The 22,423-nt window shown below is 70.7% G+C and carries 17 protein-coding genes; 8 read left to right on the plus strand and 9 right to left on the minus strand.

Features of this window, described 5'->3' with window-relative positions; genetic code table 11:
- Window positions 1-28: 28 nt before the first annotated feature.
- The gene (locus AB0C27_RS17475; protein WP_357844687.1) at window positions 29-1,870 is read right to left on the minus strand and encodes an ABC transporter ATP-binding protein; all 1,842 of its coding nucleotides are present in this window, start codon (window positions 1,868-1,870) and stop codon (window positions 29-31) included.
- Window positions 1,867-3,591 carry an ABC transporter ATP-binding protein gene (locus tag AB0C27_RS17480; RefSeq protein WP_357844690.1) on the minus strand — a complete coding sequence of 575 codons (1,725 nt, stop codon included), beginning with the start codon at window positions 3,589-3,591 and terminating at the stop codon, window positions 1,867-1,869. The genes AB0C27_RS17475 and AB0C27_RS17480 overlap by 4 nt, the downstream gene beginning before the upstream one ends.
- 214 nt (window positions 3,592-3,805) lie before the next feature.
- Here AB0C27_RS17480 and AB0C27_RS17485 point away from each other — a divergent pair, with 214 nt between their 5' ends.
- From AB0C27_RS17485 to AB0C27_RS17495, 3 genes are all read left to right on the plus strand, one after another.
- Window positions 3,806-4,279, plus strand: coding sequence for a nucleoside deaminase (locus tag AB0C27_RS17485; protein ID WP_357844692.1), 474 nt, complete (start codon window positions 3,806-3,808; stop codon window positions 4,277-4,279).
- 84 nt (window positions 4,280-4,363) lie between these two features.
- The gene (locus AB0C27_RS17490; protein WP_357844695.1) at window positions 4,364-5,647 is read left to right on the plus strand and encodes an ATP-binding protein; all 1,284 of its coding nucleotides are present in this window, start codon (window positions 4,364-4,366) and stop codon (window positions 5,645-5,647) included.
- 3,067 nt (window positions 5,648-8,714) lie between these two features.
- Complete coding sequence (locus AB0C27_RS17495; RefSeq protein ID WP_357844698.1) at window positions 8,715-9,362, plus strand: TetR/AcrR family transcriptional regulator C-terminal domain-containing protein; 648 nt, start codon at window positions 8,715-8,717, stop codon at window positions 9,360-9,362.
- A gap of 28 nt (window positions 9,363-9,390) precedes the next feature.
- Here AB0C27_RS17495 and AB0C27_RS17500 read toward each other — a convergent pair whose 3' ends face one another.
- Both AB0C27_RS17500 and AB0C27_RS17505 read right to left on the minus strand, forming a co-directional pair.
- Window positions 9,391-9,846 (minus strand): lytic transglycosylase domain-containing protein, encoded by a 456-nt coding sequence (locus AB0C27_RS17500; RefSeq protein WP_357844701.1) that lies wholly within the window; start codon window positions 9,844-9,846, stop codon window positions 9,391-9,393.
- Window positions 9,847-10,181: 335 nt separating this feature from the next.
- Complete coding sequence (locus AB0C27_RS17505) at window positions 10,182-10,580, minus strand: transglycosylase SLT domain-containing protein (RefSeq protein ID WP_357844704.1); 399 nt, start codon at window positions 10,578-10,580, stop codon at window positions 10,182-10,184.
- A 188-nt stretch (window positions 10,581-10,768) separates the two neighbouring features.
- On the opposite strand from AB0C27_RS17505, the gene AB0C27_RS17510 reads away from it, so the two are divergent.
- Window positions 10,769-11,254, plus strand: a complete 486-nt coding sequence (locus AB0C27_RS17510) for a glutathione peroxidase (RefSeq protein ID WP_106234396.1) — start codon at window positions 10,769-10,771, stop codon at window positions 11,252-11,254.
- Window positions 11,255-11,316: 62 nt separating this feature from the next.
- Here the strand turns inward: AB0C27_RS17510 and AB0C27_RS17515 are convergent, their stop codons facing one another.
- The gene (locus AB0C27_RS17515) at window positions 11,317-12,192 is read right to left on the minus strand and encodes an alpha/beta fold hydrolase (RefSeq protein WP_357844707.1); all 876 of its coding nucleotides are present in this window, start codon (window positions 12,190-12,192) and stop codon (window positions 11,317-11,319) included.
- A 2-nt stretch (window positions 12,193-12,194) separates the two neighbouring features.
- A complete protein-coding gene (locus tag AB0C27_RS17520; protein WP_357844710.1) occupies window positions 12,195-15,269 on the minus strand; it encodes a LuxR family transcriptional regulator in 3,075 nt (1,024 codons plus the stop codon).
- A 140-nt stretch (window positions 15,270-15,409) separates the two neighbouring features.
- Between AB0C27_RS17520 and AB0C27_RS17525 the strand changes: the two genes are divergently transcribed.
- Window positions 15,410-16,537, plus strand: coding sequence for a hypothetical protein (locus AB0C27_RS17525; protein ID WP_357844713.1), 1,128 nt, complete (start codon window positions 15,410-15,412; stop codon window positions 16,535-16,537).
- Between the two features lie 99 nt (window positions 16,538-16,636).
- On the opposite strand, the gene AB0C27_RS17530 is transcribed toward AB0C27_RS17525, so the two are convergent.
- Complete coding sequence (locus AB0C27_RS17530; RefSeq protein ID WP_357844716.1) at window positions 16,637-17,707, minus strand: LacI family DNA-binding transcriptional regulator; 1,071 nt, start codon at window positions 17,705-17,707, stop codon at window positions 16,637-16,639.
- Between the two features lie 179 nt (window positions 17,708-17,886).
- Here AB0C27_RS17530 and ugpC point away from each other — a divergent pair, with 179 nt between their 5' ends.
- Window positions 17,887-19,101 (plus strand): sn-glycerol-3-phosphate ABC transporter ATP-binding protein UgpC, encoded by a 1,215-nt coding sequence (ugpC, locus tag AB0C27_RS17535; protein WP_357844719.1) that lies wholly within the window; start codon window positions 17,887-17,889, stop codon window positions 19,099-19,101.
- A 114-nt stretch (window positions 19,102-19,215) separates the two neighbouring features.
- Here ugpC and AB0C27_RS17540 read toward each other — a convergent pair whose 3' ends face one another.
- Window positions 19,216-19,965 (minus strand): SDR family oxidoreductase, encoded by a 750-nt coding sequence (locus AB0C27_RS17540; RefSeq protein ID WP_357844722.1) that lies wholly within the window; start codon window positions 19,963-19,965, stop codon window positions 19,216-19,218.
- Between the two features lie 46 nt (window positions 19,966-20,011).
- Between AB0C27_RS17540 and AB0C27_RS17545 the strand changes: the two genes are divergently transcribed.
- On the plus strand, window positions 20,012-21,196 hold the full coding sequence (locus AB0C27_RS17545) for a PQQ-dependent sugar dehydrogenase (protein WP_357844724.1): 1,185 nt from the start codon (window positions 20,012-20,014) through the stop codon (window positions 21,194-21,196).
- Here the strand turns inward: AB0C27_RS17545 and AB0C27_RS17550 are convergent.
- Window positions 21,156-21,491, minus strand: coding sequence for a carboxymuconolactone decarboxylase family protein (locus AB0C27_RS17550; RefSeq protein ID WP_357844727.1), 336 nt, complete (start codon window positions 21,489-21,491; stop codon window positions 21,156-21,158). The genes AB0C27_RS17545 and AB0C27_RS17550 overlap by 41 nt on opposite strands.
- Window positions 21,492-21,769: 278 nt before the next feature.
- On the opposite strand from AB0C27_RS17550, the gene AB0C27_RS17555 reads away from it, so the two are divergent.
- Complete coding sequence (locus AB0C27_RS17555; protein ID WP_357844730.1) at window positions 21,770-22,417, plus strand: hypothetical protein; 648 nt, start codon at window positions 21,770-21,772, stop codon at window positions 22,415-22,417.
- The last annotated feature ends 6 nt before the right edge of the window (window positions 22,418-22,423 follow it).

Raw genomic sequence — 22,423 nt, forward strand, 5'->3', positions numbered from 1 at the left:
CATCTGGCCACGCTCGCTCACCGCGACGCTAGCTCAGGCTCTCCAGCCACGCCCGGTGCAGCCCGGCGAAGCGCCCCGAGGCGGCGATGAGCTGGTCGGGCGGGCCGTCCTCGACGATCCGCCCGTGCTCCATCACCAGCACCCGGTCCGCGATCTCCACGGTCGACAGCCGGTGCGCGATGATCAGCGCCGTCCGGTCGGCCAGGATCGTCCGCAACGCCCGCTGCACCAGCCGCTCGCTCGGCACGTCGAGGCTGGAGGTCGCCTCGTCGAGGATCAGCACGGCCGGATCGGCCAGGAACGCCCTGGCGAACGCGACCAGCTGCCGCTGCCCGGCCGACATGCGGCCGCCGCGCTTGCCCACCTCGGTGTCGTAGCCGTCGGGCAGGCCCGAGATGAACTCGTGGGCGCCGATGGCCTTGGCCGCCTCGCGGATCTGGCGGTCGGTGGCGTCGGGGCGGCCGAACCTGATGTTGTCCGCGACCGTACCGCTGAACAGGAAGTTCTCCTGTGTCACCATGACCACGGCCTGGCGCAGCGTCGGCTCGTCGAGCGTGCGCAGATCGGCGCCGTCGAGCAGCACGGCGCCCTCGGTCGGGTCGTAGAAGCGGGAGATCAGCTTGGCCAGCGTGGTCTTGCCCGCGCCCGTCGCGCCGACCAGCGCCACGCTCTGACCCGCCGGGATGGTCAGGTCGAGGCGGGGCAGGATCGGCATCTCCTTGACGTAGGCGAACTCGACGCCGTCGAAGCGCACCTTGCCGCGCGCCCTGCCCTGCGGCAGCGACGCCGGCTCGCGCGGCTCGGGCACCGAGGGCTCCTCCTCCAGCACGCCCGAGAGCTTCTCCAGCGCCGCGCCGGCCGACTGCAGCGTGTTGTAGAACTGGCTGATCTCCTGCATCGGCTCGTAGAACTGGCGCAGGTACAGCAGGAACGCGGCCAGCACGCCGATGTTGACCTCGCCGTGCAGAGCCAGGTAGCCGCCGTAGAGCAGCACGGCGCCGATCGTCATGTTGCCGATCAGCCTGACCCCGGTCATGAACGTCGCGCCGAGGTACATGCTGCGCGCGTTCGCGGCCCGGTAGTCGTCGTTCAGCTGCTTGAAGATCTCCTGGTTGCGCGGCTCCCTGCGGAACGCCTGCACCGCGCGGATGCCGATCATCGACTCCACGAAGTGCACGATCACCAGGGCGACCGCCTCGCGGGTGCGCCGGTAGACGATGGCCGACTGCCGCTGGAACCACTTGGTGAACAGCAGCAGCAGCGGCAGCGGGACCAGCGCCACCAGACCCAGGTGCACGTCCAGGATGAGCAGCAGCACCGCCGTGCCGACCAGCGTGAGCACCGCCTTGACCAGCGCGTCGAACCCCGACTGCACCAGCTCGGCGATGGCCTCGATGTCGGAGGTCAGCCGGGAGATGACCCGGCCGGAGGTGTAGCCCTCGTGGAAGCTCAGCGACAGCCGCTGGAAGTGGTCGAACACCCTGCGGCGCAGCTCCAGCAGGATGTTCTGGCCGATCGAGCCCATCAGCCCGAGGAACGCCTGCCGGGTGAACGCCTGGATGATCGCGGCGGCCAGGATCACCCCGACCACCGTCACCAGGACCGTGGCGCCCGAGCCGGACACGATCGGCGGGATGCCCTCGTCGATCCCCACCGAGACCAGGAACGGGATCGACAGCCCGGCCGCGTTGGAGGTCACGATGATCAGGACGAGCAGCGCGATCTTCTTCCGGTACGGCCGCAGCAGGTCGCCGAGCAGCCGCCGTGACCGCGACCGCAGCAGCACGGACACCTTCTGCGGCAGCTCGTCCTGATCCTCGGAGGCGACGCCGCGCCAGTCGCCGCCCTTCTCCGGAGCTGTCGTGGTCATCGCAGTGCTCCTTCCGAGGCGTCGTCGAAGTCGGCGTCCTGAGCCAGCAGCTCCCGGTACTCGGGCACCCGGGCCAGCAGCTCGCGGTGCTGCCCGACATGGGTGATCGTGCCGTCACGCAGCAGCGCGACCTTGTTGGCCAGCAGCACGGTGGAGGCGCGGTGGGCGACGACGATGCCGGTCGCCTCGCGCAGCACGTGCCGCAGCGCCTCCTCCACCAGGGCCTCGGTCTCGGCGTCGAGCGCCGACAGCGTGTCGTCGAGCACGAGGACGCGCGGCTTGCTCAGCACCGCCCTGGCCAGGGCGAGCCGCTGCCGCTGGCCGCCGGACAGGGACAGCCCCTGCTCGCCGATCCGGGTGTCGAGGCCCCACGGCAGGTCGTAGACGAACATGGCCTGCGCGGTCTGGATGGCCTGCGCCAGCTCCTCCTCGGTCGCGTCGAGCCGGCCGAGCATGAGGTTCTCGCGCACGCTCATCGAGAACAGCGTGGGCTCCTCGAACGCCGTCGCCACCACCGAGCGCAGCGTCTTCAGGTCGAGGTCGCGCACGTCGTGGCCGTCGATCGTGACCCGGCCCGAGGTGGGGTCGAGCAGGCGCGGCACCAGCGCGGTCAGGGTGGTCTTGCCCGCCCCGGTCGCGCCCACGATGGCCACGGTCTCGCCCGGCCGCACCTCCAGCCAGACGTCACGCAGCACCGGCTCCTCGGAGTCGGCGAAGCGGAAGCCGACGCCCTCGAAGCGCAGGTGGCCGCGCGGCTCCTCGATGGTGCCGGTGCCGCCCTCGATGGCCGGGACGGTGTCCATGACCTCCATGAGCCGGTCGGCGGAGGTCATCGCCTCCTGGGCCATGGCCAGCAGGTAGCCCAGGCTGGCCACGGGCCAGACGAGCTGCAGCATCAGCGTGGTGAAGGCGACCAGCGCGCCCAGCGTCAGGGCGCCCTGGCCGACCGCCAGCGCGCCGAGCAGCACCACCAGGGCCAGCGTGACGTTGGGGATGATCTCCAGGAAGGAGAAGAACTTGGCCGACAGGCGCACCTTGTCCATCGACGTGCCGTACACCTTGAGCGCGGCGTCGTCGTACTGGTCGTAGACGTGGTGGCGGCGGCCGAACGCCTTGATCGTGCGGATGCCGATCGCGGACTCCTCGACGAGCGTGGCGAGGTCGCCCTGCTGGTCCTGGACCTGGCGGGAGATTCTGATGTAGCGCTTCTCGAAGCGCAGCGAGGTCCACACGATCGGCACGACCGAGGCCAGCACCAACAGCCCGAGCGGCCAGTACTTGTTCAGCAGCAGCACGGTGACCGCGCCGACCTGCAGCACGTTCATGACCAGGAAGAGCATGCCGAAGCCGAGGAAGCGGCGGATCGTCGACAGGTCGGTGGTCGCCCGTGATAACAGCTGCCCTGACTGCCAGTCTCCGTGGAAGCCCATGGGCAGGCGCTGCAGGTGCTCGTACAGGTCGTCGCGGAGCGCGGTCTCCAGGCCGAGCACCGGACGGACCTGCATGTAGCGCCGGAACAGGATCAGCAGCGCCTCCAGGGCGCCGACGCCGATCGCGAGCAGCCCGAGGGGGAACAGCCCGCCGGGGTCACCGTGTTGCACGGGCCCGTCGATGACTCTCTCGATGATGAGAGGGAATGAGATGACGGTGGCGATTCCGGCGATCGCCGTCAGCCAGATGACGATCAATCTGGTGACGTAGGGGCGGAGGTAGGACTTCATCCGCCACAGTGAGTTGGAGGAGAGCAGGGGACGGCGAGGTTTGTGCGTATCGGGAGGCATCCCTTCTAGGCTAATACGTGGGATCAACCGATTTTCTGTGGCCTCACGGTGGGGTTTCCGTATGTGACGTGCGCAAACGTGAAAGATCGTGCACTTCCGGCGGACCGTTTCCCGCTCGTGCGGCGGTCGCACACACGTTTGAGATGGTGAATCCATGATCGAGCAATCCGAGCTGCCGCACCTGCGCCGCTGCGTCGAGCTGGCCACCCGGGCCCTGGAGCTGGGTGACGAGCCGTTCGGCTCGGTACTGGTCTCCGGCGACGGCGCCGCCCTGGCCGAGGACCACAACCGGGTGGCGACCGGAGACCGCACCCGGCATCCGGAGTTCGCGCTCGCCCGCTGGGCGGCCGAGCACCTGACGCCCGAGCAGCGGGCCGAGGCCACCGTCTACACCTCGGGCGAGCACTGCCCGATGTGCGCCGCCGCGCACGCCTGGGTCGGTCTTGGCCGCATCGTCTACGTCGCCTCCTCCGCCCAGCTCGACGGCTGGCTGCGCGAGCTGGGCGTCCCCGCCGCGCCCGTCCGCTCGCTGCCGGTCAACGAGATCGCCCCCGGGGTCGTCGTCGAGGGCCCGGTGCCCGAGCTGACGGAGGAGGTCCACGAGCTGCACCGCCGCTACCACGGTTGACGGTGGGTGTGGGTTTGACCTGCGTTTTGTCATGAAAGTGGCACAGTGTGACGCATGACGCACTGTCGGTCCATCAGGTGCAGGATGACGGTCGCGACGGTGGTCGTGTTCGGCATCCTGCTGCTGAGCGGGGCGACGGCGATCTCGCTCCTGTACCCGTCGCGGGCCAGGGACCGAATCGTCGACCAGGCGGACGAGGCCAGCCGGCGCATCACCACGCTCATCGACGACCGCAGGTTCACCGGGCCGATCCCGCCGCAGGCGGGCGTCGGCCTGCTGCAGGTCGTCAACCTGAAGGGCGAGGTGGTGGCGGCCAGCGCCGGGCTGGCCGGCCGGCCGCCGCTCACCTTGGAGCGGCCCGAGGGCGGCGACTCGCGGGTCAGCTCCCGGGTGTGCCTGCCCGAGGGCTGCCTGGTGGTCGTGGGCACCAGCAACCGCGCCACCGCGTACGGGTCGGTGGTGGCCTACGCCGCGATCCGCGAGCCGTTCCAACTGGAGTCGTCCTACATCGCCGCGCTCTTGTTCGGCGCCTCCGGCGTGCTGCTGGCGCTGATGGGCTGGGGCGCCTGGTACGGGGTCGGCCACGTCCTGGCCCCCGTCGAGCGGATCAGGAGCGGCCTGGAGCGGATCAGCGCCGAGGACCTGAGCCGGCGCATCGAGGTGCCCGGCACCGAGGACGAGGTGGCCGAGCTGGCCACGACCGTCAACGACACGCTCGCCCGGCTGGAGGACGCCGTGGCCAGGCACCGCCGGTTCGTCTCCGACGCCTCCCACGAGCTGCGCACGCCGATCACGGCACTGATGGTGCGGCTGGAGGCGGGGATGGAGGAGCGTACCTCCGAGGACTGGCGGGCCGCGCTGAACGACGCGCGGCGGCTGTCCGACATCGTGCAGGACCTGCTGCTGATGGCGCGGCTGGACGCCGGCGGCGACATCCGGCAGGAGCGCATCGACCTGGGGCGGATGGTCGAGGAGGAGGTGGGGCGCCGGCCCGGGCGGCTGCCGGTCACGCTGAGCCTCGAACCGTGCGTGTTCGTCCGGGGGAATCGGCTGCGGCTGGCCCGGCTGTTCACCAACCTGCTGTCCAACGCCGATCGGTACGGGGACACGCGGGTGCGGGTGTCGGTGTGCCGGCGGGGGGACGAGGCGTTGCTGGAGGTGTCGGACGACGGGCCCGGGATTCCTGAGGACATGCGGGAGACCGTGTTCGAGCGGTTCACTCGGCTGGACACGACCAGGTCACGTGATACTGGGGGGAGTGGGCTCGGGCTGCCCATCGCCCGCGACATCGCCAGGGCCCACGGGGGAGACCTCAAAATCGGAGAGGGGCCAGAAACCCGCCTTGTCCTTTGCCTCCCAGCGGACTAGCAGCTCCTCCATCTCCGCCAGCACCTCCGGGTCGGTGTCCGGCCGGTCGCGCAGGACGCGCAGGACGTTCTCCAGCCGGTTGGGGTCCCACCCCCAAACACCGGCGGAGTTGAGGATCCGCAACACGTCGGCGCCGGGCAGGTGACGGGCGTCCACCTCCAGTTGCTTCAGCACTCGAGCCATGTACTCCCACGACGACGGCTGGTTCAGGGCCCGTAGGTAGGCGCGGGTGTCGGGGGTGCGGCTCAGCAGGAGGGTGAGCAGATCGGCGGCGGGACTACGGGGGTAGGAGCTGAGGGTCTCGTCGTTGACCTCCGCCTGGTAGGGCAGCAGGGCGACGAAGAGGTGCGCGAGCGTGGTGTCGTCGCGGAAGGCGATCTCGCGCATCCAGACCGAGCTGCTCGACCGGATCCGGTACGGGCTCTCAGCCTCGCCCTCGCTGTCCGGCCAGGTGAAGAAGGCCAGCTCGCGGCTGTCGATAACCGGATCCCGCTCGAACCCGGCGGTCATAATCCTGCTCCCGCCGTTCACGAAATGGCGAATCCTGACCGTGCGGGTGAGCGAGTCCCACTCCGCCCTGCTGAGCTGCGCGTGCCATAGCCGGGAGATCCGGCGCCACCGCTCGTTCGCCTGCTCCGGCTGGGCGGTGCCGAACAGGTCTGTGCCCGTGACGGACTCACCCGCCGACAGCACGGCGAGCAACAGCAGGTTGGCGCTGTAGGCGGCGTACCGGACGGTCGCCTCCGCCCGTACCGGCTGGTAGGCGTTGTACGGCGAGCCGGACCGCTCCACGAGCGACCCGGCGAACAGCCCGCACAGATGCCGGGTGAGTAGCGCGCGCCGGTCGGGCGGGACGGCGGTGGCCAGGCCGTATTCAAGAAAGTCGACGACGGGGGCCCGGACGGTGAGGGCAGCGAACGACAGCAACGCGTGCGCGAAGGCGTCGTTGGGCCGGGCGGGGCGTCGGCGGGTCGCGGCGAACGCCAGTTCTTCGGCCATGTCGGTCAGCTCCCTGACGACCAGCCGGGCAATCAGGTACTCGCCGAACGTGGCGTGCAGGAACTCGTAGGTCTTGAGCCGCTGGTCGTCGCGGAGCGCCTGGGTTGTGTGCACGAAAAAGAAGCCGCCGATGACGCTCTCGGCTGGGGTCAACGTGCGGCGCAGGCCGTGGTCCTGGGCCGGGGAGGTCTCATCGGGCAGCAACGCTCGCAGGTCGGCGTCCAGGTCCGGCTCGGAGACCCACTGTCGGCCCCGGTTGAACATCGCGAACGCGGTGATCGACAGGCGCAGCAGCGCGTCCTCCACGGCCCGCGAAAGCTCCTCCTCCGTGAGGTTCGTGCACGCCTTGCCGATCTCGCGGGCGGCGAAGCCTTGCAGCAGGCGTTCGTAGAGCTCCGCCTCGTGCAGGTCCTCGCTCATGAGGCGCAGCGCGTTCGCGTCGGCGTCGTACAGGGCGAGCATGAGCAGCAAGAGCGGCTGCTCGGCGAGGTTGCGCACCGCCAGCACCCGGTCCATGGGCAGCGGCTTAAGGTCGTGCTCGCGGAAGTAACCGTCGTTGCCGTCGTTCCAGGTGGTGACCCATTGGCGGATCTGGTCGTCGTCGAATGGCTCCAACCGGATGACGGACGTGAACAGCGGAATCCGCGCCCGGTCGGCTACCGCTGTCCTGGAGGTGACGACGACCGCCAGCGCCCGGCCCCGCTCGGCTTGGGCCCGCTGGAAACGCTCCACCCGCTCCAGATAGTCGCTCTGGTTCACGCCGGTTGCCTGGAGCAGTTCGTCGAAGCCGTCCAGCAGGACGACGGGCAGCGCACCCCCGCCCGCGTGCACGAACTCCGGCCACGACATCGCCTCGTCTAGCGCGGCCCTGATGCCGTGCTCGATCTGGGCCAGCACGTCGGCGTCGGCGGGGATGTCGCGCAGCTCGACGCGGAGCGGCAGGAACTCGCTCTCGGGCAGCCGGGCGGCCAGTACCTGGGTCAGCACCGACTTGCCCGCGCCCGGCTGGCCGAGCACGAGGAGAGGCGCTCGCGTAGCGTCCGGCAGGGTGAGGTGGCTAGCCAGGAAGGAGTCCAGGTCGTGGCGGCGGGGCAGCGGCGCCCACGCCTCCTCGGCGGTGACCGGTCGCAACGCCGACCAGGGCAGAAGGCGGTAGACGGGGTTGATGTAGCCCTGCTCCAGCGGGGGGATCCGCATGCCTGCCAGCGTCCTGCTGGAGGACACGGACGGGTGGCTGAGCACGGCCCGGTTCGACCTGACCAGCGCCGCCAGCCGGTCGGACGGCGTGCGCGTTGCCGGGATCGCGGCGAGCTGCCGCCTGATCCCGTCGAGCCCGCGCGCCACTTCCCTGACCTCCGCCCGGGTGGCCTGGTGATCGACGCGGTCGACCCAGGACGCCACCTCGGGGAAGTCGGCCGAGAGCCGGTGGAACAGTTCCTCGTAGCGGCGTCTCGCGCGCGGCGGCAGGTCACGGTCGAGCCTGGACCTGGTGGTCTCGTCCCAGCGGTCCCAGCATTCCAGTCCAGCCAGAAAACGGGTCAGCTCGACGGTGTAGCTTGCGTAGGTCTCCTCGACGATTGTCAGCAGCTTCTCGAACGGGACGGCAGGGGTGGGCAGCGGGGCCTGGTACGAGATCAGCGAATGCCCGGCCTCCCCGATACCGGTGATCCTACGCTGGTCATCCGGCGTGAGCTGGCGCAGCACGTCCACCTTGGCCAGCGCGTCGAGGTAGGCGGTGACCACGATGACCGCGTGCGCCGCCACCAGCCGCTGCGTCGTGTCGTACCGGCTCAGGCCCTTGACCTTGTCGCGCAGCCGGCGGATGAACGCGTCGCCGAGCCGCACGGCCTCCGCCCGCGCGTCGAACAGGTCGATCGCGCCCAGCCCGAACAGGGCCATGGACGACGCCTTGTCGAGGACGTCCGTGATCGCGCTCGGCCCGCCGAGCAGCGCCACGGCGTCGCGGTAGGTCACTATCTGCCGCATCAGACCCAGTCTGCCGGATCGACGCCAGCGCCGGGCGCGATCGCCGAGATCGGTAGATCGAGCGCCCTCCGTAGAATGAGCTATGCGTACTGAGCCCCTCAACCGGGCCCGCATCATCGCCGCGGCCATCGACCTCATCGAGCGCGAGGGCGCCGACGCGGTCTCCATGCGGCGCATCGCGGCCGAGCTCGGCGTGGGCGTGATGTCGCTCTACAACCACGTGCCCAACAAGGACGCCCTGCTCAACGGGGTGGCCGAGGCGGTGCTGAGCCGGATCGAGTTCACCGACGACCCCGACGCCCACTGGACCGACCGGGTGCGCACGCAGGCGCGGGCCTTCCGGCAGATCGCCCACCACCATCCGCGCTCGACCATGCTGGTCGTCAGCCGCCAGCTCCACTCCGCCGCCGGTCTGCTGCCGGTCGAGCGGGCGCTGGCCACGCTGCGCAGTGCCGGGTTCGACGGGGCGGACGCGGTGCGGATGTTGCGCATGTTCATCGCCTACATCGTCGGATCGCTGCTGCGCGAGGTCGGGGTGACGCCCGCGTTCGCGCCCGAGCAGACCAGGACGATCACGGCCGACGGCGTCGATCCCACGCTGTTCCCCGAGGTGAGCTCGCTGGCGGAGCTGCTGGCCGAGTGCGACCACGAGGCCGAGTTCGAGTTCGGGCTCGAACTGCTGATCAAGGCGATCGAGGCGCACGCGGGCCGTCGGGAGGGCACCCGGTGAGCTCGCTCCGGATGCCCTCCGGAACGGGCTAGTACCAGTTGTGTGATCTCCAGTGCCCCCAGGCGCCGCAAGGCCTGCCGTACCTCCCCTTGATGTAGGCCAGGCCCCACCGGATCTGCGTCTCCGGGTTCGACTTCCAGTCGCGGCCGGCACCGCTCATCTTGCCGGCGGGAAGGGCCTGCGGGATGCCGTAGGCGCCCGACGAGCGGTTGAGCGCCTTGTGATTCCATCCGCTCTCGCGCGTCCACAGGTTGTCCAGGCAGTGGAACTCCCGGGCGTTCCAGGAGCGCTGGACGACGTGGTCGAGAGCGATCTTCTTGTTCCGGCTGGACGGCCGCACTGCCGCCATTTTCGGCTGCGCCGACGTGGTCCAGATCCCGGTCCTGATCGGTGGCCGCGACTCGGCCACGGCCGGTAGGGCGGTGCCGAACGCGGTGATCGCGGTGACGGAGATGAGTGTGCCGCTCAGGGCGCGCTTGTCCACGTGAATCCTCACTGTCGGGTCGCGTGCGGACGGGCGCCGTCAGCCGGCGCCCTGCCGGTCCGCGCCAGTGGCTCGGGCGCGGAGGGTCCGCGCGGCCTTCCGGGATTCCTGTCTCCGCCCGATCTCGCTGGGCGGCCCGGAGGGCACCGCGACGTGTCCTCTAGCACGATTCCTATTACGCGCTGTCACCGCTGTTCACGGATGGGGACACGCGAAGGACAGGTGTTTGTGTGATCGTTGCGGATAAAAGGTCCTCTCGCTGGAGCGGGATTGCCCGGTTCGCCGCCTGCCTGGGCGGGCCTTGCCGGAAAACGCGATCAAACCTGGGGTTTGGGTCAGTACCAACCGTGGGATTGGAAGTGCGCCCAGGCGCGACACGGCGAGGAGTAACGCTCCTTGATGTAGGACAGGCCCCACCTGATCTGGGTGCGGGGGTTGGTCCGCCAGTCGCGGCCGGCCGAGGCCATCTTGTGCCCGGGGAGGGCCTGCGGGATGCCGTAGGCGCCTGAGGCGCGGTTGCCGGCGCGGTGGTTCCATCCGCTCTCTCTGTGCCAGAGGCTCACCAGGCATCCGAACTGGGCCAGGTTCCAGCCACGCGCGGCCACCAGGGGCCGGGCGATGGACTTGTTCTTGCCGCTGGTCTGGGAGCTCTGCGCCTGTGCGGCCGAGGCGCCGCCCGCCGCCACCAGGGTGGCGGTCAGGACCAGGACGCCGGTACGGCGGAGCATGGGCATGCGGGTTCCCTTTCGAGGGGGTTCATGGACCGCAGCACAGTGCCCGACTGATTCCCTTTACAGCGAATTGACCATGGAAAGGCGGATCGTCAGTAAAGATCTCGATATATACCTTTTTCAGGGGATTGGTGGCGAGATTGAGGACTGCGTCACATTTATCGTCCTGACTCGTTCTGTAGGGTCACATCATGAGCCTCAGTGACATCCCGCTCCGCACCCTCGCGGACGCCCCCACGACGTTGGCGGAACTGACGGGCGGCAAGCCCGCCCTCATCGTCAACGTGGCCTCGAAGTGCGGCCTCACGCCCCAGTACGGCGGCCTGGTGCAGCTCCAGCGGCAGTACGGCCCCCGCGGCTTCACCGTCATCGGCATGCCGTGCAACCAGTTCGCCGGCCAGGAGCCCGGCTCGGCGGAGGAGATCGAGCAGTTCTGCGCCACCACGTACGGCGTGGACTTCCCGCTCCTGGAGAAGGCCGAGGTCAACGGCCCCGGCCGGCACCCCCTCTACGCCGAGCTGACCCAGGCGGCCGACGAGCAGGGGGAGGCCGGCGACATCCAGTGGAACTTCGAGAAGTTCCTGGTGGACGGCGACGGCCGGGTCGTGGCCCGCTTCCGCCCCCGCACCACCCCTGAGGACCCCGCGGTCACGGGGGCCATCGAAAAACTCCTCTGACGGGCGGGCAACCCGGCGGCGCCACCCGACGCCGCCACCCCGGCAGTGCTACCTGGCCGCCGTCACTCGGCGGTGTGCGCGAGGACGGCCGTGGCCAGTTCCTCGTGCACCTCCAGGGGCAGCGTGTGCCCCATGCCGTCGATCATCAGCAGCCGCGCCCCCGGGATCTCCTTCGCGATCAGCGCGCCGTGGCCCGGCTTGGCCGGCTCGTGGGTGCCCTCGACGACCAGCGTGGGCGCCGTGATCCGGCCCAGCACGCCCACCGGCTCGAAGTCGGGCCTGGCCGCCGCCGCCAGGCGATGGTTGGCCACGGCGTCCAGGTCGCGGGCCCGGTCGAAGATCCGCTCTTGCAGACGGCGGGCGGCGTCCTCGTCGAACGGCAGCGCCGTGCCGTGCAGTACGCGCTGCTCGGCGATCATGAGCTCGATCCGCTCCCTGCGGTCCTGGGGCGGCGGCGCGGCGATCAGCTCGCGGTAGAAGCCGGTGAACTCAGGCGCGGGCTCGGGCAGGCTGCCCTCCGGCTGCGGCTGCCCCATCAGCGCCCGCATGATCACCATGCCCTCGCCGCCGCCGAGCGGTGACGAGCCGATGACGGTGAGCGTCCGCACCCGTTCCGGCCGCTCCACCGCGATCAGCTGCCCGAGCAGCCCGCCCGCCGAATGACAGACCAGGTGCGCGCTCTCCAGTCCGTGCGCGTCCATCACCCGCAGCACATCGTCCTTGATGTCCTCCCACGTGTACGGGTGCGCGGCGAAGTCCACGGTGCCGGACCGGCCGGTGTCGCGGTGGTCGTACCGGATCACCCGGCGACCGCCCGCCGTCAGCCTGCCGACGAACTCGTCCGGCCACAGGATCCCCTGGGACATCGACCCCATGACCAGCAGGATCGGCACGTCGGTGGCGGCGCCGAACTCTTCACTCCAGATGTCGATATGCATGCTCAAAGCATGTCCTGCCGGGCCGTGCCCGCCTTCCGTAGAACTACCAGCCGCGCGAGTTCAGTACGGGTGCCGATGCCGAGCTTCGGATAGATCTTGTACAGGTGGTACTCGACCGTGCGCGGGCTGAGGAACAGCCGCGCGGCGATCTCCTTGCTCGATAGGCCGTCGGCGACCAGCCCGGCGATGCGCAGCTCCTGCGGCGTCAGCGCGTCGAGCAGCGGGCCCGGCCCCGGCGCGGGCCCTGGCGTGGGCTCCGCGCTCTCGCCCGCCGCGCGCAGCTCAGCCCGCGCGCGCCGCGCCCACGGCCGCGCCCCTGCAGCCTCGAATGTCTCCATGGCCGCCCGCAGCCGGGGCCGCGCCTCGCCTGGACGGTGCGCCCGGCGCAGCCGCTCGCCCAGCAGCAGCCCGGTCCTGGCCGCCTCGAACGGGTTGGCGTGCAGCCGCAGCGCCTCCTCGAACCCGCCGTCGTCGTCCTCGACCAGGGCGTGACAGCGGGCCAGCAGCGCGCGCGACTCATCGGTGCGGGCGTGCGCCGACCATCGCCCGTACGCCTCCAGCGCCGCCCGTGCGGCCCGCGTGTCGCCCGCCCCAACGGCGGCCTCGATCCGGTCCGGCGCCGACCGCCACACCACGGCCGGATGCCCGGCTCCGGGACCCGCCGCCGCCATCGCGGTGAACCGGTCGTGCGCCGCGGCGAACCGGCCCAGCCCCAGCTCCAGCATGGCCAGCGCGTACGCGGCCACGCCCACGCGCAGCCCCACCCGGTGCGGCACGGCGATGGCCAGCGCCTCCCGCGCCAGCCGCCCGCAGTCCTCCTCCTCGCCACGCAACGCCGCCAGCACCGCCAGGTTGGCCAGGTGCGCGGCCACCGTGTTGCGGTAACCGGCCTCACGGGCCAGCTCCAGCCCCTCCTCGGAGATGGCCTGACTCTCCGCCAGCCGCCCGGAGATCCGTTCGCCGGTGGCCACGAACTCCAGCACGACCGGCAGCTGCCCCGCCATCCCCGACACCCTGGCCACCCGCCCGGCCCGCCCGGCCAACTCGGCCGACAGGTCGGCCTCACCGAGCTGACTGGCCGCCGCCGTGGCCCACAGAAACTCGGCCGCCTCCGTGAGCTCCCCGACCCGCCCAAGAGCCCGAACAAGCAGCCCACGCCCTCCGCCTTCGGCCCGCCCGCCGAACTTGCTGCCCGCCCCTTCGCCGGACCTGCTGCCAGCTCCGCCATCGGACTCGCCATCGGACCCGTCGCCGGACAGCATCAGGCCGATGCCCACGAGCACGTCACGCAGGAAACCCTCCGGATGGGCCGCCGCCCGGCTCCCGAACCGGATCATGGCCTCGGTGTCGCCGACGTACGAGGCCGCCTCCATCGCGTCGGCCAGCATGCTCAAGCTCTCGCCCCCGGACAGGATCCGCACGGCCTCGGCGGCGCTGCCCGAGTTCAGCTCGAACCTGCCGCGCAGTTGGTCGATCTCGGCCGCCGTCACGGGATCGGAGCCGGCCCGCTCACGGGCCTCGGCCAGCAGCGACTCGGCCTGCCCAGGACGACCGCCAAGCCAGGCCGCGACGGCCGCGTCCTTCAGTCTGGCCGCCCTGATCACCGGGTCGGGGGTCAGCTCGGCGGCCCGCGCCAGTGCGCTGGCGGCGTCGCCGTAACCGCCCCGCTCCCGGGCCTGCGCGGCGGTCGCGGCCAGCGTTGCGGCGACCCCTTCGTCCTGCCCGAGCACGGCCGCCGCCAGATGCCAGGCGCGGCGATCCCCCTCACACAGCCCGGCCAGCACCCCGTGCGCCGCACGCCGGTCGGCAGGGGCCGCCGCCTCATACACGGCCGAACGGATCAGCGGATGCCGAAACCGCACAACCCCACCGGAGACCCGCACCAGCCCGGCGGCCTCCAACTCATGCAACTCAGCCCGCCCCGCATCGGTCGAGTCCCTGATCAGGGCGGGTGTGTAGTCGTGCGACTCGGTTCGCGGTGCGTCGGTCGGAGGGCCCGTCGGGGCGGCGCTGCGGTCTGCGCCAACTCGACGGTCCTCCGAGCCGTCCTCCGAGCCGCCCTCCGAGCCACCCACAGGGGCACCCAGCGAGGCGTTCATCGTGGCGGCGGCGCGCAGCACCAGGTCCAGATCGCCCTCGACGGCCGCCAGCAGGGCGACCTGGCGGGCCCGGGGAGACAACGCGGACACCTGCTCGCCGAAGAGCTGGGCACCGCCGGGCAGCGGGTCCGGCAGCGGTTCGCGACCGGCCAACTGGGCAGGGCTCAGCAGCCGCACGATCTCACGCAACGCCAGCGGGTTCCCACCGGTCAGCCCCACCAACTCCCGCACGACCCCGGCTCCGGGCACGGCCCCGTCTCCGGCACCGACCCCAGCTCCGGTACCGGGCACCACTCCGGCTCCAGCATCGGCACCGGGCACGGCGCCGGCATCAGCTCCCGTCGTTGCGGTCGTGACGCCGGTGGTGAGCAGGGCGGTGGCGGCGTCGGGTGGGAGGCCGCCGAGGTTCAGTGACGGCACGCCTTTGACCGGCAGGTCGCCGCGGACGGACAGCAGCATCGCGATCCGTTCCGTGCCCAGGCGCCTGGCGGCGAACAGCAGTGCGTCGGCCGACGCCCGGTCCACCCACTGGAAGTCGTCCACCACGCAGACTAGCCCGTCCGGCACGGCCGCCTCCGCCAGTAGCGACAGCACCCCGGCCGCCAGCAGGAACCGGTCACCGGAGGCCGCCCCGGTCAGCCCGAGTGCCCCGCGCACCGCCTCCCGCTGCGGCTCCGGCAGCGCGTCCATCAGCCCGCCCGCCGGCCCGCCCGGCACCCCACCCGACAGCCCGCCGGCCGGGAGCGTCACCGGGCGCAGCAGTTGGTGCCGGGTGGCGAAGGCCAGGTCGGATTCGGGTTCTACGCCGGTCGCCCGAAGGACCCGCATCGCGCCGCACCGCGAGGCCGCGAGGTCGAGCAGGGCCGTCTTGCCTACGCCCGCTTCCCCGCGCAGCACCAGGGCCCCGCCCGCGCCCCCTCGGGCCCGGGCGATCACGTCGTCGATGGCGGCGATCTCCGCCGATCTGCCGAAAAGCACAATGGCCGACTGTATCCCCGTCAAGGCATCTACTTCGCACAGTAGTGGTACGAATGCGGTACGCCACCTTACCGGCGGGGTATCGAAACGAGGTTGCGGATGGCACCGCATCGAGACCCACGTCCCGCAGGGAGCGCGCCATGACGACCAACCCTTACTCCGGATCGCCGTTCAGCTATGTCGCGGAACCAGCCGTGTCGCCGTACGCGATCGTGGAGCTGATGCCCGGCGTGCGAAACCTGTGCGAATACGTCCGGCTTGAGCCGGGCGAGCGCGTGCTGCTGATGATGGAGCACACCGTCGACCCCGTCGTCGTGCAGGCCATCGCCGCCGCCGCGGCCCTGCGCGACGCGGACGTGCGCATCCTGTCGGTGCCGCCGTTCACCCCGGGCGGATGGGACAGGGAGGCGTGGCTGGGCATCGAGACGGCCGCCTTCCGCGAGGCCGACGTCGTGATCAGCGGCACCTGGTGGGGCGAGGTGCACACGGCGCCGCTCTTCTTCGACCAGATCAAGTCCCGCTCCGCCCGCTTCCTGTCCCTGCACATGACCGCCACGGCCGGCGCGCTGCTGACCGGCGGCCGGCTGCCCGCCGAGGTCTTCTACGCGCTGCTGCGGCGGGCGCTGAGCCAGTTGTCGCGTGCCTCCTCGATCCGGGTGACGTCACCGCGCGGGACGGACGTGACGTTCTCCGGGCTGACCTTCGACCCCGACCCGGGCGCGCTGCGGCCGGGCGACTGGCGGCCCTTCCCGTACGGCGGCGCCAACTTCTGGCCGACCGAGACCGAGGGCGTGCTCGTCGTCGAGGACTCCACCGTCACCGGCGTGCCGGAGGAGCCGCTGCGCATCACGCTGGAAGGCAACCTGGTCCGCAAGATCGAGGGCGGGGTCGCCGCCGAGCAGCTGCGCAGGTACGCGCCGGGCGGCTTCTACATGCGGCACGGCCTGTTCGGGCTGAACCCGAAGGTCCGGCTGGCCGGCGGTACGCAGTTCGAGCGCGAGAAGCACGCGGGGGCCTTCTACTGCGGCATCGACGGCCTGACCGAGGGGGTGCCGGTCACCACGGGGCCCGGTTTCGCCCACTGCGACTGCCAGGTGGACCGGCCGACCGTGGTGGTGGACGGGGAGGTCTTCGTCGAGGAGGGGCGGCTGCTGATGCTGGACGAGCCGGAGATCAAGGAGGTGGCGGCCCGGTTCGGGCCGCCGGAGGTGATCCTCGACGACAACCCCGTGATGATCCTGCCGCGCCGCTACTCCGGTGCGGGATGACGGACGGCTGCGGGAAGGTGGCTGGTGGCTGCGGGCTGACGGTTGCGGGATGACGGCTGCGCTATGACGACCGGGGGGTGACGGCCGCGCGATGGCGGCTCATGGGCGGTGCGGGCCGCAGCTGCCCCTGATGATGAGCTCCGTGGGCAGCATCACCCCGCGCGGCCTGCGCCCCCCCGAGCGCAGCACCAGCTCGGCCGCCCGATACCCCATGTCGCGCCCCGGCTGGGCGATCACCGTCAGGGGAGGGGAGCACAGCTCGGCCCAGGGCACGTCGTCGTACATGACGAGCGACACGTCACGCGGCACCCGGAGGTCGAGCTCCCTGGCGGCCAGCACCGCCGCCTCCCCGAGGACGTTGCCCCCGGCGACGACCGCAGACAGGTCGGGGCGGCTCTGGAACAGGCCGGAGGCGGCGGCGTAGGCGGAGTCGCGGCTGCCGGTGGCGAAGACGACCAGTTCCTCGTCCACGGGCGCGCCCACGGCGGCCCCGAACGCCGCCGCCCGCCGGTCGTGCCCTGGGCCGCCGAGGAAGGCGATGCGCCGGTGGCCGAGGCCGCGCAGGTAGCGGACCGCCGTACGGATGCCCGCCCGGTCGTCGGCCACCACGGACGGCACGTCGAGCGGGCGCGGCCGGGCGCCGGCGGACACGCCGTCGAGCAGCATGAGGTCGTTGACGGCCCTGGAAGCGGGGTCGTCGTCCTCGTCGGACGAGGGGCGGGCGGGCAGGCGGTCGGCGAAGACCACCGTCATGCCCGCGCGGATCGCGGGCGCCCAGGTGTCCTCGTCGCCCGACGGCACGGCGATGAGCCGATCGACGCTCTGCTCCAGCAGCATCCCGATCAGCTCGGACTCCTGCTCGGGGTCGCCGCCCGTGGAGCCGAGCACGACCGGCTCGCCGGCCGCGCGGGCGCAGGCCAGCACGCCCTCGGCGAGCTGGGCGTGGAAGGTGTCGGTGAGGTCGGGGACGAGCAGGCCCATCCCTCCGGTACGGCGCTGGCGCAGGTTGCGGCCGAGCGCGCTGGGCCGGTAGTCGAGCTGGGCGGCGACGGCCAGGACGCGCTCTCGCGTCTGGGGGCTGGCAGAGCCGCCCGACAGCACGCGGGACACGGTCGCGACGCCCACGCCGGCCGCCTCGGCCACATCTTTGATCGTCGCGCGCCTGTCCATGGAAACGATTCCATCATGCTTCCACGGAAACGGGAAGCCGCCAGGGCCGACAAAGGCTGGTCACGCTGTAACCCTTGACACCGATGTCCGTTTCGGGTGAGATGCTTGAAAACGTATCCACGTTGGTGGGGACACGGTAACAACATCCGGGCTACCGCCCTGGAGCGCGAAGGAATGTCATGGCATCCATCGTTCTGACGAACGTCGACAAGATCTACGCCGGTGGCGTAAAGGCCGTGAACGGGCTCAACCTTGAGATCAAGGATGGCGAGTTCATGGTGCTGGTCGGTCCCTCCGGTTGCGGTAAGTCGACCGCGCTGCGGATGATCGCCGGTCTGGAGGACATCAGCGGCGGCGAGATCGCCATCGGCGAGAAGGTGGTCAACCACCTGCCGCCCAAGGACCGCGACATCGCGATGGTCTTCCAGAACTACGCGCTCTACCCCCACATGACGGTCGAGGAGAACCTCGCCTTCGGCCTCAAGCTGCGCAAGATGCCCAAGCCGGAGATCCAGAAGCGCGTCAACGACGCCGCCAAGATGCTCGGCCTCGAGACCTACCTCAAGCGCAAGCCGGCCGCGCTCTCCGGTGGTCAGCGCCAGCGTGTCGCCATGGGCCGCGCCATCGTCCGTGAGCCGCAGGCCTTCCTCATGGACGAGCCGCTGTCCAACCTGGACGCCAAGCTCCGCGTCTCCATGCGCGCCTCGCTCAACCAGATGCACGAGCGCCTCGGTGTCACCACCGTCTACGTCACGCACGACCAGGTCGAGGCCATGACCCTCGGCGACCGCGTCTGCGTCCTGCGCGACGGCCTGCTCCAGCAGGTCGACACCCCGCAGAACCTGTTCGACAAGCCGGTCAACCTGTTCGTCGCCGGCTTCATGGGCTCGCCCTCGATGAACTTCGTCACCGCCGAGCTGGTCCGCGGCGACGGCGGCCCCGCCGTGACGTTCGCCGACATCAAGCTGACGATCCCCGAGTCGACCTTCTCCGACAAGCCGGGTCTCGACCAGTACGTCGGCAAGAAGATCATCCTCGGCATCCGCCCGTCCGACTTCGAGGACGCCGCCTCCGCCGGCAACCACGCCAACGGCTGGGCCACGCTGCCGGTCAAGGCGGAGGTCACCGAGGAGCTGGGCTCCGAGATCAACGTGCTGTTCCTCATCGACGCCCCGCCGGTCGAGCACAAGGACACCGTCGCCGCCGCCGACACCGGTGACGACGAGGAGGCCGCGCTGCCGCTGACGGGCGACAAGTCCCTGTGGACCGCCCGCGTCAACGCCCGCAGCCACGTGCGCCCCGGTCAGAACATCGACCTGGTCGTCGACACGCACAACCTGCACTTCTTCGACCCGACCTCGGGTCTGTCCATCGGTCACGAGGCCAACCGCTGAGTCCTCGCCGCTGACACCTGATTCCCGGCCGCGGGCCTCGCCCGCGGTCGCTCGGGCCCCCACCGCGACCCCCTCCCGCGGCGGGGGCCCGTTTTTTCGCGTACGTACGGCGGCTCAGCGGCCGATCCGCTGCGACACCATGGCCTGCAGCCGGCGCGGCACCAGCCGCCCCACCGCCACGATGGCCTTGTACCGCAGGTCGGGAACCGACACCCGCCGGCCCAGGGCCAGATCGCGCATCGCCTCACGGACCACGTCGTCGGCCTTCAGCCACAGGAAGCCGGGGATGCTCGACGAGTCCATGGAGGCGCGCTGGTGGAACTCGGTGCGCACGAAACCAGGACACAACGCCATGATGCGGATGCGCGGATTGGCCACCTCGTTCGCGGCCGACTCGCTGAAGTTCACCACCCACGCCTTCGACGCGCTGTAGGTGCCGCGGGTGAAGAACGCCGCCACGGAGGCCACGTTCACGATCGCGCCCCTGCCACGCTCCTTCATGCCGGGCAGCGCCGCCAGCGTCAGTCTCAGCACGGCCTCGCAGTGCACCTTGAGCATGCGCACCTCGTCCGCGACCGGCACGTGCGGAAAGTGGCCCGCGTTGCCGAACCCGGCGTTGTTGACCAGCAGGTCGACCCCGCCGCGCAGCCGCGACTCGACCTTGGCCAGGCCCTCGTCGGTGGCCAGGTCGGCGGGCAGCACCTCGACGTTCACGCCGTACCTGAGCTTGAGCTGGTCGGCGGCCTGGGCCAGGCGGAGCTCGTCCCTGGCCACGAGGACGAGCGAATAGGCGTCGGCGGCCAGGCGCCGCGCGAAGGCGGCGCCGATGCCGGCGGTCGCGCCGGTGATCAATGCGGTAGGCATGCCTGAACCTTAACGTCCCCGCTCTCCGGCATGGCAGGATGAACACGTGCGCCTCGTCGTGGCCGTGCTGCTGCTCATGGCTCTCACCGCGTGTGCGTCCGGGCCGCCTTCCGGGTCGTCCGCCGCACCGTCCGGCGCGCAGGCGAGCCCTGCGCCGACGACCTCGGCCGTCCCGACGCCGACACCCGAGACGACGCCCCCCGAGACCACGCCGCCGCCTGAGCGCGGCAAGCTGCGCTTCGACAAGATCGCCACCCTGGACCAGCCGGTGGCCTTCGCCGTGCGCACGGGCGACGACCGGCTCTACGTCGCCGAGCAGACCGGCCGGCTGCGCACCACCGGCGGCGAGACCGTCATCGACCTGTCCCGCGAGGTCAGCACGGGCAACGAGCAGGGGCTGCTCGGCGTCGCCTTCCACCCCACCGGCCGCTGGGTCTACCTCGACTGGACCGACGCGCGCGGCAACACCCACATCACCGAGTGGGCCTACGACGGCAGCAGGGCCACCGCCAGGCGCGACGTGCTCACCCAGGAGCAGCCGTACGCCAACCACAACGGCGGCCAGCTCGCCTTCGGCCCCGACGGCCTGCTCTACATCGCCTTCGGCGACGGGGGCAGCGCGGGCGACCCGCAGAGCAACGGCCAGGAGCTCGGCACGCTGCTCGGCAAGATCCTGCGCATCGACCCGCGCGGCAGGCCGTACACGATCCCGCGCGACAACCCGTTCGTCGGCAAGGAGGGCGCGCGGCCCGAGATCTGGGCCTACGGCCTGCGCAACCCCTGGCGCTTCACCTTCGACCGCGACACCGGCGACCTGTGGATCGGCGACGTCGGCCAGAACGAGCTGGAGGAGGTCGACTACCAGCCCGCCGGCTCCGAGGGCGGCGAGAACTACGGCTGGAACCTGCGCGAGGGAAACCGGCCCTTCCGCGGCCGGGCCAACCCCCGCGACCTGGTCGAGCCGGTGATCGTCTACCCGCTGGGCGAAGGCGGCAACTGCTCGGTCATCGCCGGCTACGTCTATCGTGGTCAGAAGATCCCCTGGCTGCAGGGGCAGTTTCTGTACGGCGACTTCTGCGCCGGCTGGATCAAGGCCGCGCCGATGGACGAGCTGGGGGAGGCGGCCGAGGTCGGCGAGGTCGAGCAGCTGTCGTCGTTCGGCGAGGGCCCCGACGGGGAGCTCTACGCGCTCAGTCTGCAGGGCCCGATTTACCGGATCGTTCCCGCCTGACGCGCTCGATCAGCTCCTCCACCTGGTCGTTCAGCTTCGCGCCCCTGATCCAGCCCGCGTAGTGCGTCAGGACGACCACCACCTCACGCAACTCGCCCTCGCTCAGCTCTCCCGCTCGCAGGGCCACGTCGAGATGCACGTCGATCAGGTCGTGATGCCCCTGCCCGACGAGCAGCCCGAGCAGGAGCAGGCGGCGCTCCCTGTCCGACAGGATCGTCCGTGACCACACGTCGGCGAACTGGCGCTCGGCGTTCATGCCGAAGGAGTCCATGGTCTCCATCGCTGGCTCTGTCATTGTTCGCTCCGGGGGTGTCGGAAGGGATTCTCATATCTTTCGCTACTTCCCGAGATGAACCAATGGGGGGTTGCATGAACGTTGTAGCGGAGCGCCGCAGCCCCAGTACGGAGGGCTTTTGATCTGTAACAAGTAAAGCCAATGAACGGGCAAGATTTGGTCAAGACTTTCCAGCGCCTTCCGGGCTCATCACCGACTGAAAGCGGGCACAACAACTCCGTTGGTCCGTAAAGCGGAGGTAAGCCCTGGTGAAAACAGCACGGGGTTTGATCGCGCTCATGGTCGCGGTCCTGACGCTGTCCGCGTGCGGGCAGCCGGAATTCACCTACGTCCGTGACAAGGCCGGAACGACGTACTTCAAGGTGCCCGCCTCGTTCACGCAGCTCGACGCCTATCCCATCGAACTTTACCTGTCCGGTGACCACCCGAGCTCGCAGGCCGCGGCGCTGCGGGCGCAGCGGGTCTGGTCCACGGCCTTCGACCAGTCGGCCAGGCCGTCGGTCAACCACCTGCTCGGCTCGACCGATCCGTTCGTCTACGCCGCCGTGCACCAGCTCACCGAGGAGCAGCGCGACGCGATCTCCCTCAACCGGCTGCGCGACTTCATCCTGCCGGTGACCGAGCAGATGCGCCTGCTCTACCAGCAGCAGGCCGCGACGGCGAACCAGCCGCCGATGTTCAACCGCTTCGAGCCCATCAGCGACGAGGTGCTCACCCTCGACGGCGGCGCAAGAGGCGTCCACGTGCGCTTCAACTACCAGATCGGCGCCGACGTCCAGACCTTCGACCACACGGCGATCCTCGACGAGAAGGGCGCCACGGTCTCCGTCATGCTCATCGGCTGCCAGTCGGTCTGCTTCCAGAAGCGCGGCGCCGAGTTCGACAAGATCGCGAGTTCGTTCAAGCTGCTCCGGCTGCCCGGATGAGGGAGC

Source organism: Nonomuraea sp. NPDC048882 (genome assembly GCF_040649755.1).
Taxonomy (GTDB): Bacteria; Actinomycetota; Actinomycetes; order Streptosporangiales; family Streptosporangiaceae; genus Nonomuraea; species Nonomuraea maheshkhaliensis.